The 13,675-nt window shown below is 42.9% G+C and carries 27 protein-coding genes and 1 pseudogene; all 28 read right to left on the reverse strand.

The features are described 5' to 3' along the window. Positions 1 to 172: 172 nt before the first annotated feature. The 28 genes and pseudogenes from rplQ to rpsJ all read right to left on the reverse strand — a co-directional run bounded on the left by rplQ (position 173) and on the right by rpsJ (position 13,662). Positions 173 to 553, reverse strand: a complete 381-nt coding sequence (gene rplQ / locus A9E74_RS12355; RefSeq protein ID WP_069296922.1) for a 50S ribosomal protein L17 — start codon at positions 551 to 553, stop codon at positions 173 to 175. Positions 554 to 591: 38 nt separating this feature from the next. Further along, on the reverse strand, positions 592 to 1,575 hold the full coding sequence (locus tag A9E74_RS12360; RefSeq protein ID WP_069296923.1) for a DNA-directed RNA polymerase subunit alpha: 984 nt from the start codon (positions 1,573 to 1,575) through the stop codon (positions 592 to 594). A gap of 40 nt (positions 1,576 to 1,615) precedes the next feature. After that, positions 1,616 to 2,236: a 30S ribosomal protein S4 gene (gene rpsD / locus A9E74_RS12365; RefSeq protein WP_069296924.1), complete on the reverse strand. Its 621-nt coding sequence runs from the start codon at positions 2,234 to 2,236 to the stop codon at positions 1,616 to 1,618. A gap of 21 nt (positions 2,237 to 2,257) precedes the next feature. Beyond that, positions 2,258 to 2,647: a 30S ribosomal protein S11 gene (gene rpsK / locus A9E74_RS12370; RefSeq protein ID WP_009726911.1), complete on the reverse strand. Its 390-nt coding sequence runs from the start codon at positions 2,645 to 2,647 to the stop codon at positions 2,258 to 2,260. A gap of 16 nt (positions 2,648 to 2,663) precedes the next feature. Then, complete coding sequence (gene rpsM / locus A9E74_RS12375; protein ID WP_069296925.1) at positions 2,664 to 3,017, reverse strand: 30S ribosomal protein S13; 354 nt, start codon at positions 3,015 to 3,017, stop codon at positions 2,664 to 2,666. 85 nt (positions 3,018 to 3,102) lie between these two features. After that, positions 3,103 to 3,216, reverse strand: coding sequence for a 50S ribosomal protein L36 (rpmJ, locus tag A9E74_RS14140; RefSeq protein ID WP_084003086.1), 114 nt, complete (start codon positions 3,214 to 3,216; stop codon positions 3,103 to 3,105). A 29-nt stretch (positions 3,217 to 3,245) separates the two neighbouring features. Then, positions 3,246 to 4,598, reverse strand: coding sequence for a preprotein translocase subunit SecY (secY, locus tag A9E74_RS12380; protein WP_211116194.1), 1,353 nt, complete (start codon positions 4,596 to 4,598; stop codon positions 3,246 to 3,248). Positions 4,599 to 4,603: 5 nt separating this feature from the next. Beyond that, positions 4,604 to 5,038: a 50S ribosomal protein L15 gene (gene rplO / locus A9E74_RS12385; RefSeq protein ID WP_084003087.1), complete on the reverse strand. Its 435-nt coding sequence runs from the start codon at positions 5,036 to 5,038 to the stop codon at positions 4,604 to 4,606. A gap of 2 nt (positions 5,039 to 5,040) precedes the next feature. Continuing rightward, positions 5,041 to 5,229, reverse strand: a complete 189-nt coding sequence (rpmD, locus tag A9E74_RS12390) for a 50S ribosomal protein L30 (RefSeq protein WP_069296927.1) — start codon at positions 5,227 to 5,229, stop codon at positions 5,041 to 5,043. 4 nt (positions 5,230 to 5,233) lie between these two features. Continuing rightward, positions 5,234 to 5,743 carry a 30S ribosomal protein S5 gene (gene rpsE / locus A9E74_RS12395; RefSeq protein WP_014707477.1) on the reverse strand — a complete coding sequence of 170 codons (510 nt, stop codon included), beginning with the start codon at positions 5,741 to 5,743 and terminating at the stop codon, positions 5,234 to 5,236. Between the two features lie 18 nt (positions 5,744 to 5,761). Further along, complete coding sequence (rplR, locus tag A9E74_RS12400) at positions 5,762 to 6,115, reverse strand: 50S ribosomal protein L18 (RefSeq protein ID WP_069296928.1); 354 nt, start codon at positions 6,113 to 6,115, stop codon at positions 5,762 to 5,764. A 12-nt stretch (positions 6,116 to 6,127) separates the two neighbouring features. Next, the gene (rplF, locus tag A9E74_RS12405; RefSeq protein ID WP_069296929.1) at positions 6,128 to 6,661 is read right to left on the reverse strand and encodes a 50S ribosomal protein L6; all 534 of its coding nucleotides are present in this window, start codon (positions 6,659 to 6,661) and stop codon (positions 6,128 to 6,130) included. A gap of 23 nt (positions 6,662 to 6,684) precedes the next feature. Beyond that, complete coding sequence (gene rpsH / locus A9E74_RS12410) at positions 6,685 to 7,080, reverse strand: 30S ribosomal protein S8 (RefSeq protein ID WP_069296930.1); 396 nt, start codon at positions 7,078 to 7,080, stop codon at positions 6,685 to 6,687. Between the two features lie 30 nt (positions 7,081 to 7,110). Continuing rightward, a complete protein-coding gene (rpsN, locus tag A9E74_RS12415; RefSeq protein WP_014707481.1) occupies positions 7,111 to 7,416 on the reverse strand; it encodes a 30S ribosomal protein S14 in 306 nt (101 codons plus the stop codon). Between the two features lie 23 nt (positions 7,417 to 7,439). Continuing rightward, on the reverse strand, positions 7,440 to 7,979 hold the full coding sequence (gene rplE / locus A9E74_RS12420; protein WP_069296931.1) for a 50S ribosomal protein L5: 540 nt from the start codon (positions 7,977 to 7,979) through the stop codon (positions 7,440 to 7,442). 21 nt (positions 7,980 to 8,000) lie between these two features. Then, entirely contained in the window at positions 8,001 to 8,318 is a 318-nt protein-coding gene (gene rplX / locus A9E74_RS12425) for a 50S ribosomal protein L24 (protein ID WP_069296932.1), read from the reverse strand. Positions 8,319 to 8,334: 16 nt separating this feature from the next. Then, positions 8,335 to 8,702 (reverse strand): annotated as a pseudogene (gene rplN, locus A9E74_RS12430) (50S ribosomal protein L14). 27 nt (positions 8,703 to 8,729) lie between these two features. After that, a complete protein-coding gene (gene rpsQ, locus A9E74_RS12435) occupies positions 8,730 to 8,990 on the reverse strand; it encodes a 30S ribosomal protein S17 (RefSeq protein WP_069296934.1) in 261 nt (86 codons plus the stop codon). Between the two features lie 9 nt (positions 8,991 to 8,999). Next, positions 9,000 to 9,185, reverse strand: coding sequence for a 50S ribosomal protein L29 (gene rpmC, locus A9E74_RS12440; RefSeq protein WP_014707486.1), 186 nt, complete (start codon positions 9,183 to 9,185; stop codon positions 9,000 to 9,002). Further along, positions 9,185 to 9,598 (reverse strand): 50S ribosomal protein L16, encoded by a 414-nt coding sequence (gene rplP, locus A9E74_RS12445; protein WP_069296935.1) that lies wholly within the window; start codon positions 9,596 to 9,598, stop codon positions 9,185 to 9,187. The genes rpmC and rplP overlap by 1 nt, the downstream gene beginning before the upstream one ends. Before the next feature lie 11 nt (positions 9,599 to 9,609). Beyond that, a complete protein-coding gene (gene rpsC / locus A9E74_RS12450) occupies positions 9,610 to 10,269 on the reverse strand; it encodes a 30S ribosomal protein S3 (RefSeq protein ID WP_069296936.1) in 660 nt (219 codons plus the stop codon). Between the two features lie 12 nt (positions 10,270 to 10,281). After that, positions 10,282 to 10,614, reverse strand: a complete 333-nt coding sequence (rplV, locus tag A9E74_RS12455) for a 50S ribosomal protein L22 (RefSeq protein WP_014707489.1) — start codon at positions 10,612 to 10,614, stop codon at positions 10,282 to 10,284. A gap of 9 nt (positions 10,615 to 10,623) precedes the next feature. Further along, a complete protein-coding gene (gene rpsS, locus A9E74_RS12460; protein WP_041354584.1) occupies positions 10,624 to 10,899 on the reverse strand; it encodes a 30S ribosomal protein S19 in 276 nt (91 codons plus the stop codon). Between the two features lie 17 nt (positions 10,900 to 10,916). Further along, on the reverse strand, positions 10,917 to 11,744 hold the full coding sequence (gene rplB, locus A9E74_RS12465) for a 50S ribosomal protein L2 (RefSeq protein ID WP_069296937.1): 828 nt from the start codon (positions 11,742 to 11,744) through the stop codon (positions 10,917 to 10,919). A 26-nt stretch (positions 11,745 to 11,770) separates the two neighbouring features. Further along, a complete protein-coding gene (gene rplW / locus A9E74_RS12470) occupies positions 11,771 to 12,064 on the reverse strand; it encodes a 50S ribosomal protein L23 (RefSeq protein WP_069296938.1) in 294 nt (97 codons plus the stop codon). Then, on the reverse strand, positions 12,061 to 12,678 hold the full coding sequence (gene rplD, locus A9E74_RS12475) for a 50S ribosomal protein L4 (protein ID WP_069296939.1): 618 nt from the start codon (positions 12,676 to 12,678) through the stop codon (positions 12,061 to 12,063). Before rplD ends, rplW begins: the two co-directional genes overlap by 4 nt. A 23-nt stretch (positions 12,679 to 12,701) precedes the next feature. Then, positions 12,702 to 13,334, reverse strand: coding sequence for a 50S ribosomal protein L3 (gene rplC, locus A9E74_RS12480; RefSeq protein ID WP_069296940.1), 633 nt, complete (start codon positions 13,332 to 13,334; stop codon positions 12,702 to 12,704). 13 nt (positions 13,335 to 13,347) lie between these two features. Further along, entirely contained in the window at positions 13,348 to 13,662 is a 315-nt protein-coding gene (gene rpsJ / locus A9E74_RS12485; protein WP_007144672.1) for a 30S ribosomal protein S10, read from the reverse strand. Positions 13,663 to 13,675: the final 13 nt, after the last annotated feature.

Here is a 13,675-nt window from a genome sequence, read left to right on the forward strand (position 1 = left end):
CCACTCGCCAGGCTGTCAACACTAAAAACCAACTAATTCATCCAAAATCTAAAAACAAACTATTTGGTCACTTTAAATCAATAAGTTAGCAATGCTAATTTAAAAACAGATGTTCTATATACAACTAAACCGGCAATAGCCGGTCTAGTTTGCAATCAATTAAGATTAAATATTAAGCAGATACTTCAGTTTCAGCAGCACGATCAACAAGTTCAACGATGGCCATTGGTGCTTTATCACCATCACGCAAGCCAGTTTTTAACACGCGTACATAACCACCAGGGCGGTTAACAGAGCGAGGCGAAACTTCGTTAAATAACTTGGTCACTGCATCACGGCTACCTAAGCGGGCAAAAGCCAGACGACGATTGGCAACACTATCTGTCTTGCCTAAAGTGATAAGTGGCTCAATAACACCACGCAACTCTTTAGCCTTAGGCAGTGTTGTGCGAATGACCTCATGCTCAAGCAACGATGAAGCCATATTTTTGAACATAGCTTTTCTATGACTGCTATTGCGGTTTAATTTACGACCTGAATTACGATGACGCATGGTTCTTACCCTATTCTTTGTGCTGAATTACTTCAGTATTATTTTTGCTCTAAAGAGGCAGGTGGCCAGTTATCAAGGTGCATGCCTAAAGACAAGCCTTTTGATGCCAGGACTTCTTTGATTTCTGTCAGGGACTTTTTACCTAAATTAGGCGTTTTCAAAAGTTCCATTTCAGTACGTTGAATCAAATCACCTACGTAATAAATATTTTCTGCTTTCAGACAGTTCGCTGAACGGACCGTCAGATCCAAATCATCAATTGCCTGCAATAAAGCTGGGTCAATTGGCGGCTGCTTTGGCTCAGAGGCTGCTTCTTCAATTACCGTAAAATCTACAAAAGAAGTTAACTGATCACTTAAGATTGTTGCTGCATATTTAATAGCATCTTCGGCATCCAAAGTACCGTTTGTTTCAACATCAATGATAAGTTTATCCAAATCCGTACGATTTTCAACACGTGCACTTTCAACGGCATAAGTAACCAATCGTACAGGGCTGAATGAAGCATCAAGATGCAACTGACCGATAGCACGGTCTTCATCTTCACCTAAAGCACGGCTGTTAGCAGCAGAATAACCGCGACCTTTAACCACTTTGAAAGTAACTGACAGGCTACCACCAGTTAAGTTAGCAATTACATGATCAGGATTAGTTACTACTACATTGTGTGGTAACTGAATATCTGCTGCAGTAACAGGGCCAACACCTTCTTTGTTCAAACTTAATACAGCTTCAGTTGCATCATGTAACTGAACAGCAATACCTTTCATATTCAGAAGAATATCTAAAACATCTTCCTGTACGCCAGTAATTGCTGAATATTCATGCACTACACCGTCGATTTGTGCTTCAACAACTGCTGCACCTTCCATCGAGGAAAGCAGAATTCTACGTAATGCATTACCCAGCGTATGACCAAAACCACGTTCTAGGGGTTCCAGTACCAGACGTGTACGTGTGTCACTAAACTTCTGGATATCGACGATCCTTGGTTTAAGAAATTGACTCGTATAAGTCGTCATGCAAATTCCTCTAATAAATCCGTTATGGATTTAGTTATGTCTATTTCGAGTAAAGCTCTACAACCAGGTTTTCTGAAAGTTCGGCCGGCAATTCATCACGTTCAGGAGCACGTTTAAACACACCTGACAGAGCTTGCGTATTTACTTCGATCCATTCTGGGAAACCTAATTGTTCTGCTACTGACATAGCATTCACAATGCGTTCTTGTTTCTTTGATTTCTCACGAATCTCAACAACATCACCTTCTTTTACTTGATAAGAAGGAATATTAGTAACGCGACCATTTACCATGATTGCTTTGTGAGAAACTAATTGTCTAGATTCAGCACGAGTTGAACCAAAGCCCATACGGTAAACAACATTATCAAGACGTTGTTCAAGCAAGTTCAACAAGTTAACACCTGTTGCGCCTTTTTTCTGATCAGCTAATTTGTAATAGTTACGAAATTGCTTTTCAAGAACGCCATACATACGACGGATACGTTGCTTAGCACGTAGCTGAACCGCATAATCAGATTCACGACCACGACGTGCACCGTGTTGACCTGGCTTTTGTTCAATCTTGCATTTGCTTTCCAGAGGGTTACCTCTGCTCTTCAGAAAAAGGTCAGTACCTTCTCTGCGGCTTAGCTTGCAAGTTGGGCCACGATATTTTCCCATTAGTGTTACTCCAAAAACCTGTTAAACGCGACGACGCTTAGGAGGACGGCAACCATTGTGTGGAATGGGCGTCACGTCTGTAATATTAGTAATTTTAAAACCTAAATTATTTAGGGCACGAACAGCAGATTCGCGACCTGGACCTGGACCTTTGATTTCAACATCCAAGTTTTTCATACCAAATTCTTTCACTACTTCGCCAGCTTTTTCAGCAGCAACCTGTGCAGCAAATGGTGTGCTTTTACGCGAACCACGGAAACCACAACCACCGGCAGTAGCCCATGAAAGCGCATTACCTTGACGATCAGTAATGGTTACAATCGTATTATTAAATGATGCATGAACATGAGCGACACCGTCGACCACATTCTTTTTAACGCGTTTGCGTTGTCGTGCTGATGAATTTGCCATCGAAGCGCCTCTTAACTTACTTAATCATACGGCGAGGACCTTTACGAGTCCTTGCGTTCGTTTTAGTTCTCTGCCCGCGAACCGGCAGACCTCTGCGGTGACGGACACCACGGTAGCAACCCAAGTCTTTAAGACGTTTGATATCCATAGAGACTTCACGACGCAAATCACCTTCAACAGTATATTTGGCAACCTCTGTGCGAAGTGCCTCAACTTCCTGCTCAGAAAGATCGCGAATTTTTGCATCAGGTGCAATACCTGCTGCTTCACAGATCTTTTGTGAACGTGTACGACCAATGCCGTAAATCGATGTGAGAGCGATTACCGTGTGCTTTTGCACAGGAACATTTATACCAGCTATACGAGCCATTCAATTACCCTAAATTTCTCAGGAGTGAACAGTGAATTGTATCATACAAAACTACAGTTCAACAACAATCACCGAACAGTCAAATTTAACCTTGACGTTGCTTATGGCGAGCTTCTGTGCAAATAACACGCAGAACCCCATTTCTTTTTACAATTTTGCAATTACGGCATATCTTTTTTACTGACGCCTGAACTTTCATTATTTTTCTCCAGCAAACTATTTGTAAAGTTAGCGTAAAAAACCGCCAACTCCATTATTATTCTTGTTTGATTTACGCATCAAACTTTCATACTGCTGCGACATCATGTGTGATTGCACTTGTGAAACAAAATCCATTGTCACAACAACGATGATAAGCAAAGAGGTACCGCCGAAATAGAACGGTACACTCCAATAGAGTATAAGAAACTCTGGCAACAAACAGACAGCGGTTATATATACAGCGCCAGCTAACGTTAAACGTCCCATAACGGTATCGATATAACGTGATGTTTGTTCACCAGGACGAATCCCAGGAATAAAAGCTCCAGACTTTTGCAGATTCTCTGCCGTTTCTTTTGGATTAAATACTAATGCTGTATAAAAGAAACAAAAGAATATAATCGCAAAAGCATACGCCATAACATACATAGGCTGGCCCGGTGACATGAGTGTTGAGATATCACTCAACCAACTCATACCTTCCGAAGAGCCGAACCAACCAGCAATGGTAGCCGGGAACAATATAATACTTGAAGCAAAGATTGGTGGTATAACACCAGCCATATTTAACTTCAATGGTAAATGTGTAACTTGGCCAGCCATCATTTTCCGACCTTGCTGACGCTTCGCATAATGTATAGGTATACGTCTTTGAGCACGCTCAACGAATACTACAAAAGCAGTTACTGCAAGAGCCATAACTAATAAAGCTATCACAAGAAATGGTGCTAATTGTCCAGTTCTGGCTAACTCAAGGGTACCACCAATAGCAGAAGGTAAACCGGCAACAATACCTGCAAAAATGATAATCGAGATGCCATTACCAATTCCACGCTCAGTGATCTGCTCACCTAGCCACATTAAGAACATAGTTCCAGTTACTAAGGTTACTACTGCAGTAAATCGGAATAACAAACCCGGATCTATAACAACACCCGAACCACCCGCTTGCTGGCTTTCCAATGCAATTGAAATACCAATAGCTTGAAAGGTTGCTAAAGCCAAAGTGCCATAACGGGTGTACTGAGTAATCTTACGTTTACCTGCTGCACCTTCTTTTTTAAGCTGAGCTAATTTAGGGTGTACAACAGTCAACAACTGCATAATGATAGATGCCGAGATGTAAGGCATGATACCTAGTGCAAATACAGATAAACGCTCTAAAGCACCACCTGAAAACATGTTGAACATGTCCAAGATAGTGCCGCGTTGCTGTTCGAACATAATTGCTAAAGCAGCAGGATCAATACCAGGCACTGGAATGAAAGTACCTAAGCGATAAACTACCAATGCCCCTAAAACAAAAAGAAGACGGCTTTTAAGTTCACCATATCGACCACCGCTCATCATTGCTGCGGCTTGTTGTCTGTTTTTTTCCACAAATATTACTCTTCGACCTTACCACCGGCAGCTTCTACTGCTGCCTTTGCACCTGCAGTAAGAGCCATACCCTTAATCGTTACAGATTTAGTAAGCTCACCAGAGTTAATTACTTTTACACGCAAGGTGTTTTCAGGCACGGCACCGACAGATTTCAATGTCAACAAATCAATTACATCCGCATCAATAGATGAGATTGTATCTAACCGTACTTGTGCTGTAGTTCGGCTAACACGCGAGCTAAAACCAACCTTCGGCAAACGGCGTTGTAAAGGCATTTGACCGCCTTCAAAACCACGTTTATGGAATCCACCAGAACGTGCTTTTTGGCCTTTGTGACCACGACCACAAGTTTTACCTAAGCCTGAACCAATTCCACGACCTACGCGTTTAGCTGATTGTTTTTCACCTTCAGCCGGTGCAATTGTATTTAAGTTCATCTCTATACTTCCTCAACCTTCAACAGGTAAGAAACATGATTAATCATGCCTCTATTTTCAGGGGTATCGATTACAACCGCACTGCTACCTGTTTTACGTAAACCTAAGCCTGCAACACAGGCTTTGTGTTTTTCAAGTCTTCCAATGGTGCTTTTGACCAAAGTGACTTTAATTTTTGCTTGTGAACTCATTTGATTATTCCATGATCTCTTTAACCGACTTACCACGTTTGGCAGCGATAGATTCAGGGTTGTTCATATCAGTAAGACCATTGATGGTAGCGCGAACTACATTCAGAGGATTGGTTGAACCAATCGACTTGGCCAGAACGTTATGAACACCGACAGCATCAAATACTGCGCGCATTGCACCACCGGCAATAACACCCGTACCTTCTGAAGCAGGCTGCATAAATACCTTAGCAGCACCATGACGAGCTGTCAGAGGGTGGTGCAGAGTATCACCATTGAGCACAACTTTCTTCATGTTTTTACGAGCTTCATCCATTGCTTTCTGAATAGCAACAGGTACTTCGCGCGCTTTACCTTGGCCAAAGCCAACACGTCCGTTACCGTCACCAACAATTGTCAATGCAGAAAAACCAAATACACGACCACCCTTCACTACTTTAGCGACGCGGCGAATACCTACTAACTTTTCAATCAAGCCATCTGATGCGGCTTGGCGTTGTTCATTCTGTGCCATGAGTCTTACCTTATATAACTAGAACTGCAAGCCGTTTTCACGAGCTGCATCAGCCAGGGCCTTAACGCGACCGTGATAACTAAAACCGGAACGATCAAAGGCAACTTGTGTAATACCTTCTTTTACTGCACGTTGTGCAACAGTCTTTCCAACCAATTCGGCTGCAGCTACATTTCCAGTAGCTTCAAGTGCTTTTTTCACTTCTGGGTCTAAAGTTGAAGCAGATGCAACTACTTTAGAACTATCGTGAGTAAGGACCTGAGCATAGATATGACGCGGCGTTCTGTGAATTGTGAGTCGGTAGACTTCCAATTCTCTGATTTTGGCACGCGCTCTTGCAGCTCTGCGTAATCTTGACGATTTTTTATCCATGATTCAGCCTAATTATTTTTTCTTAGCTTCTTTACGAGCAACATATTCATCTGAATAACGAACACCTTTACCTTTGTAAGGTTCAGGTGAGCGATAAGCACGAATATCTGCCGCCACTTGTCCGACCGCTTGTTTGTCAGCGCCCGTAACAACAATTTCTGTTTGACTTGGGGTTTCAACTGTAATGCCAGCAGGCACACTGTATTGAACAGGGTGAGAAAACCCCAAAGTCAGGTCGAGTTTGTCACCTTGTGCTTTAGCACGGTAACCAACACCAACCAATGTTAATTTCTTTTCAAAACCTTTAGAAACACCATCAACCATGTTACTGATTAAAGCTCTAGCAGTTCCCGTTAAGGCAACAGCTTGTTTTGAATTATTTTTTGCGACGGTCTTGAGTGCAGAACCTTCCTGCGACACTTCTACATCGGCATGAAAAGTACGTGACAATGTTCCTTTCGAACCTTTAACCGTAACTTCACTACCGTTGAGAGCAACCTCAACACCAGCAGGAATTTCAACTGGCGCATTTGCAATACGTGACATGTTCTATCTCCTGGAAATAAGGCTTAGCTAACGGCACACAGGACTTCACCGCCCTGACCAAGTGCACGCGCTTTACGATCAGCCATCACACCTCTAGAGGTAGACACGATAGCAACACCGAGACCACCGATTACTTGCGGGATTTTATCCGCCGAACGGTAAACTCGAAGACCTGGACGGCTGATGCGGTTGATTTGTTCGATAACCGGTTTGCCTTCAAAATATTTCAGGCTGATGGTCAACAGGGGTTTGCCTGCATTTTCATTAACACTGAAATCAGCAACATAACCTTCATCTTTAAGTACTTGAGCAATACTCAGCTTAACCTTAGAAGAAGGCATTGTTACATCAACTTTATTTGCTTGTTGGGCATTGCGGATGCGTGTCAACATATCAGCAATTGGGTCAGTCATACTCATTTAATTTAGCTCCACTAAACAGATTGGCAACTACCAACTCGCCATGACTAGGCCAGGGATATCGCCATTCATTGCATGTTCGCGCAGTTTGTTTCTTGAAAGACCAAACTTACGGTAATAACCGTGTGGACGACCAGTAATTTCACAACGATTTCTCATACGTACTGCACTTGAGTTACGTGGTAAAGCATGAAATTTCTTTGCAGCAACTTCACGTTCTTCCATACTCAATGATGAATTGATCATTTGTTTTTTCAATTCAGCACGTTTGGCAGCGTATTTTTCTACCATTTTTGCTCTTTTAATCTCGCGATTAATCATGCAACGTTTAGCCATAACTTATTCCACCCGGACTTGGTTTATTTTCTAAAAGGAAACTTGAACGCGGTTAATAAAGCACGTGACTCTTCTGCAGTTTTTGCAGTGGTGGTAATGGTAATGTCCATACCGCGTGTTTTATCAATCTTGTCAAACTCAATTTCAGGGAAAATGATTTGCTCTTTAATCCCCATACTGTAGTTTCCTTGACCATCAAATGATTTCGGGTTTAATCCACGAAAGTCACGAATTCTCGGAATAGAAATACTAATCAGACGATCGAGAAAGTCATACATGCGATCACTACGCAATGTTACTTTACAACCAATCGGCCAACCTTCACGCACTTTGAAACCGGCAACTGATTTACGTGCTTTGGTAACAACGGCTTTTTGACCGGAAATAGCTTCCATGTCAGCAACAGCGTTTTCAAGCACTTTCTTATCAGTCAACGCTTCACCAACACCCATGTTCAGAGTGATTTTGGTTATGCGTGGTACTTCCATAACGGATTTATAGCCAAACTGTTCTTGCAGTTGTTTGACTACTTCTTCACGATAAATTTGTTTTAATCTGCTCACTTTAATATCCCAACTCTAAGCTCAAGCGCCAACGGTTTCGCCGTTCGACTTGAAGACGCGAACTTTGCGGCCATCTTCGAGAAATTTGAAACCTACTTTATCGCCTTTTCCAGAAGCTGGATTCAGCAAAGCAAGATTCGACCCATGAATTGGCATTTCTTTTTCAACAATACCACCTGTGCGACCTAACGCCGGGTTTGGCTTAGTGTGCTTTTTGACAAGATTGATGCCTTGAACAACAAACTTACCACCTTCGACCCGACGTAGGATTTCACCTTGTTTGCCACGATCTTTACCAACCGTAACAACAACTTGATCGCCTTTTACTAATCTTTCCATCCTTCAGCGCTCCTACTTAAAGTACTTCCGGTGCCAATGAAATGATCTTCATGAATTTTTCACCACGAAGTTCACGCGTGACCGGGCCGAAAATACGTGTACCAATTGGCTGATGTGCAGCATTCAATAAAACAGCAGCGTTAGTATCGAAACGGATAACCGAACCATCTGGACGGCGAACACCTTTACGAGTTCTAACGATGACAGCATTGTGCACATCACCTTTTTTTACTTTTCCACGCGGCGCAGCTCTTTGATAGTGACTTTAATTACATCACCAATCCCAGCATAACGACGGTGTGAACCACCTAAAACTTTGATGCATTCTACTCGTTTAGCACCGCTATTATCGGCCACATCGAGACTACTTTGCATTTGAATCATGGTCTAAACTCCAAACTGAATAGTTGCTTACTTCGCACGATCAATAATGTCGACCAGCTTCCAGCACTTCGTCTTAGACAGTGGGCGCGATGAGGCAACACTTACTACGTCACCGACATTACATTCATTTTTTTCATCATGAACATGTAATTTCGTTGAACGTTTCACATATTTTTTGTAGATCGGATGGGCAACACTACGTTCTACTAGAACAGTAATGGTTTTATCCATCTTGTCACTGACAACACGACCAATTAACGAACGTGCATTTTTTTCTTGTTCACTCATTTCAGTGCCCTATTTATTCTCAGTCAGTACAGTCTTGATGCGTGCAATATCACGGCGCACACGCTTCAGCTCAGAGTTACGTGTCAACTGGCCGGTAGCGTTTTGCATACGCAAATTAAACTGTTCCTTGTGAAGTTCACCCAGCTCTTTAGCCAGATCCTCAGCAGATTTTTGTCTAATTTCGCTCGCTTTCATTACAGTATCGCCCGAGTTACAAATGTCGTTTTAACAGGAAGTTTAGCTGCTGCAAGACGGAACGCTTCACGAGCGATCTCTTCAGTAACACCTTCCATTTCATAGAGCATGCGACCAGGCTGAACATTTGCCACCCAGTATTCAACATTACCCTTACCTTTACCTTGACGCACTTCCAGTGGTTTGCTGGAAATTGGCTTATCTGGGAAAACACGGATCCAGATTTTACCGCCACGTTTAATGTGACGAGTCATTGCGCGACGAGCTGCCTCAATTTGACGAGCAGTAATACGTCCACGATCTAATGACTTCAAACCGAACTCACCAAAACTTACTTTGGCGCCACGGTGAGCTAGGCCACGGTTGCGCAGCTTCTGCTGCTTTCTAAATTTCGTTCTTTTTGGCTGTAACATTGGTTATAACCTTATTTTTCTGCAGGTGCATTTTGAGCCTGAGCATCAAAAACTTCACCTTTAAAAATCCAAACCTTCACACCGATAATACCGTAGGTGGTTTTAGCTTCTGCAGTACCATAATCGATATCAGCACGCAGAGTATGCAAAGGAACACGGCCTTCACGGTACCATTCGGTACGGGCAATCTCTGCGCCATTGAGGCGACCAGCAACATTAATACGAATACCTTCAGCACCAACACGCATTGTGTTAGTAACTGCACGTTTCATCGCACGACGGAACATAATGCGACGTTCAAGTTGTTGCGCAACACTTTCAGCAACTAATGTTGCATCAAGCTCAGGTTTGCGAATCTCTTCAACGCCTACATTGACAGGAATACCCATGATTTCTGATGCTTCCTGGCGAAGCTTGTCGATATCTTCACCTTTTTTACCAATAACAATCCCTGGACGGGCTGTATGAATGGTAATTTTTGCATTCTTAGCTGGTCTGTCGATTTGAATCTTGCTCACAGAAGCATGTGCAAGTTTCTTTTTCAGATAGTTACGTACCTTCAGATCATTATTCAGCATTTCTGCAAAATTGGCTGAATCTGCATACCAGATTGAATTCCAATTTTTAATTATACCAAGTCTGAAACCAGTTGGGTGAACCTTTTGTCCCATAAGTATTCTCTCTTACTTTTCGTCTACAACCACAGTGATGTGGCTTGTACGTTTAAGAATGCGATTACCACGGCCTTTAGCACGAGGCGACATACGCTTCATTGTTGGACCATCATCAACCATAACGGCTGAGACGTATAATTCATCAATGTCAGCACCATCATTGTGTTCAGCATTTGCAATCGCAGAATCCAATACGCCCTTCATTAAATCAGCAGCTTTTTTAGGGCTGAAAGCTAGAATGTTGATAGCGCGTTCAACGGGCAAACCTCTGATTTGATCCGCTACCAAACGCACTTTCTGTGCTGAAATGCGTGCATAGCTGAGTTTAGCTTTTGTAGCCATATCTTAACCTTATCGCTTAGATTTCTTATCGGCGGCATGACCTTTAAAGGTACGTGTTGGTGAAAACTCACCTAACTTATGCCCTACCATATCTTCTGTGACAAACACAGGTACATGCTGTTTACCATTGTGAACAGCCAGTGTTAGACCAATCATATCCGGGGAGATCATTGAACGACGTGACCATGTTTTGATCGGACGTTTGTTACTTGCATCTCTCGCTTCCAAGACCTTCTTTTCAAGGTGATGGTCAATAAATGGACCTTTTTTAATTGAACGCGGCATGTGAAATTCCTAGCCTTTTATTTACGATTACGACGACGTACGATCATGTTATCCGTACGTTTATTCTTACGAGTCTTATAGCCTTTAGTAGGCACACCCCAAGGTGTAACAGGGTGACGACCACCAGAGGTACGCCCTTCACCACCACCATGTGGATGATCTACTGGGTTCATAACCACACCGCGGACGGTTGGTCGAACACCACGCCAGCGTTTAGCACCCGCTTTACCCAATGAACGTAATGAATGTTCGCCGTTACCGACTTCACCCATTGTTGCTTTACAGTCAAGAGGTACCTTGCGTGTTTCACCGCTACGCAGACGAATAGTCGCGTAACCATTTTCGCGTGCAACATATTGAACACTGCTACCAGCGCTACGTGCTAACTGTGCACCTTTACCAGGCTTCAGTTCGACACAATGAACTGTGCTACCTAAAGGAATGGCAGACAATTTCAATGTATTACCAGCGCGGATCGCTGCGTTATCACCAGATTCCAAACGATCACCAGCGCTGATACCTTTCGGAGCGATAATGTAACGTTTTTCACCATCGGCATAACTTAACAATGCAATATGCGCCGTACGATTTGGATCATATTCAACACGTTCAACAACAGCAGGAATGCCATCTTTATTACGTTTGAAATCAATTACACGGTAACGTTGTTTATGACCACCGCCTTGATGACGGACAGTAATACGACCAGCGTTATTACGACCACCATTTTTTGTCTTTTTCTCTACCAAAGGAGCATATGGTGCACCTTTGTACAGATCTGGAGTACTGACCTGCACAACAAATCTGCGACCTGCTGATGTAGGTTTAGCCTTTATTAATGCCATTCCTGTTTCCTCACCCGTATTCTGTATTATTCGCCAAGGAAGTTGAGATCAGCACCATCAGCTAATGTCACATAGGCTTTTTTCCAGTCGCTGCGCTTACCGAAACTACGGCCTACGCGTTTGACTTTGCCTTTAACATTGGCTGTTGATACAGCAGCAACTTTCACATCAAACAAGCTTTCTACGGCTTTTTTGATTTCAGCTTTGTTGGCGTTAGGTAATACTTTAAGTACTACCTGGTTATGATCTTCGGCAACTCGTGATGCTTTTTCAGCGACCACTGGGCCAAGAATAATTTTGCTTAAGCGTTCAGCGTTCATACAAATGATTCCTCAAGCTTACGAATAGAGTCTTCACTCATCACAACTTTTTCAAAACGCAATAATGCAACTGGGTTGACGTGTGCCGCATCAGTGGCAGCAATGTTATACAAATTGCGCGATGCCAGTGCCAAGTTACCGGCAGCGTTTTCACAAACGATCAAAGCGTTTTCAATACCCAAAGATTTTGTCATTGCTAACAAATCTTTTGTTTTTGGTGAATCGAGCTCAACTTTATCAACCACCACCAATGCATCTTTACGACGTAATTCTGACAAAATGACAGAAATCGCATTACGATACATTTTACGGTTTACTTTCTGGCTGTAATCACGATTTTTTGATGCAAAGGTAACACCACCGCTACGCCATAAAGGGCTACGAATTGTACCAGCACGAGCACGACCACTACCTTTTTGTGAAAAAGGTTTTCTGCCGCCACCACTCACTTCTGAGCGTGTTTTCTGTGCATGTGTACCAGCGCGACCACCCGCTAAATAAGCAGTGACGACTTGATGCACAAGTGACTCATTAAACTCACGATCAAGAAACGCATCAGAAACAGTGATGTTTCCAGCTTTCTTACCGTTGAATGTTTGTAACTGAAGATCCACGTTAATTCCCCTCAGAATCTTACTTAGGCTTTCACAGCTGGGCTAACGACGACATTACTGCCGGTTGCACCTGGCACTGAGCCTTTGACCAAAATCAGGTTCCGTTCCGCATCCACTCTGACAACAGAAAGATTTTGCAACGTGCGTTTTTTATCACCCATATGGCCTGCCATTTTTTTACCCTTGAACACACGTCCAGGAGTTTGACATTGACCAATTGAACCTGGCGCTCTATGTGACAGAGAGTTACCGTGTGTTGCATCACCGCCACGGAAACCGTAACGTTTTACAACACCAGCAAAGCCTTTACCTTTTGTCAGACCAGAAACATCAATTTTCTGACCCGCTTCAAAAATATCTACTTTAAGTTCAGAACCAACTGTCAGTTCATCATGAGAATCCACTCGGAATTCACATACTTTACGACCAGCTGCGGCTTGAGCCTTAGCAAAATGACCTGCTTCAGGTTTAGTAACACGTGATGCTTTACGCTCACCCACTGTAACTTGAATCGCGTTATAACCATCAGTATCGACAGATTTCAACTGGCTGATACGGTTTGGTTCAACTTCAATAACTGTAACCGGGGTAGATACACCGTCTTCAGAGAAGACACGTGTCATACCACGTTTACGACCGATGAGTCCGATAGTCATGACCCAACCCCTCTTAGTTCAACTTAATCTGGACGTCAACGCCAGCGGCGAGGTCCAGCTTCATCAGAGCATCAACTGTTTTATCAGTTGGCTCAACAATATCCATAAGACGTTTGTGAGTACGGATCTCATACTGTTCACGAGCGTCTTTGTTCACGTGTGGTGAAATCAACACTGTGAAACGTTCTTTCTTAGTCGGCAATGGAATTGGACCATTAATCCGAGCACCAGTACGTTTCGCTGTTTCAACGATTTCTTTAGCTGATTGATCAATCAAACGATGATCAAATGATTTCAGCCTGATTCTAATAGTTTGAGTTGCTGCCATTTCTATTACTCAA

Origin of the sequence: Methylophaga muralis (assembly GCF_001720165.1) — a bacterium.
Taxonomy (GTDB): Bacteria; Pseudomonadota; Gammaproteobacteria; order Nitrosococcales; family Methylophagaceae; genus Methylophaga; species Methylophaga muralis.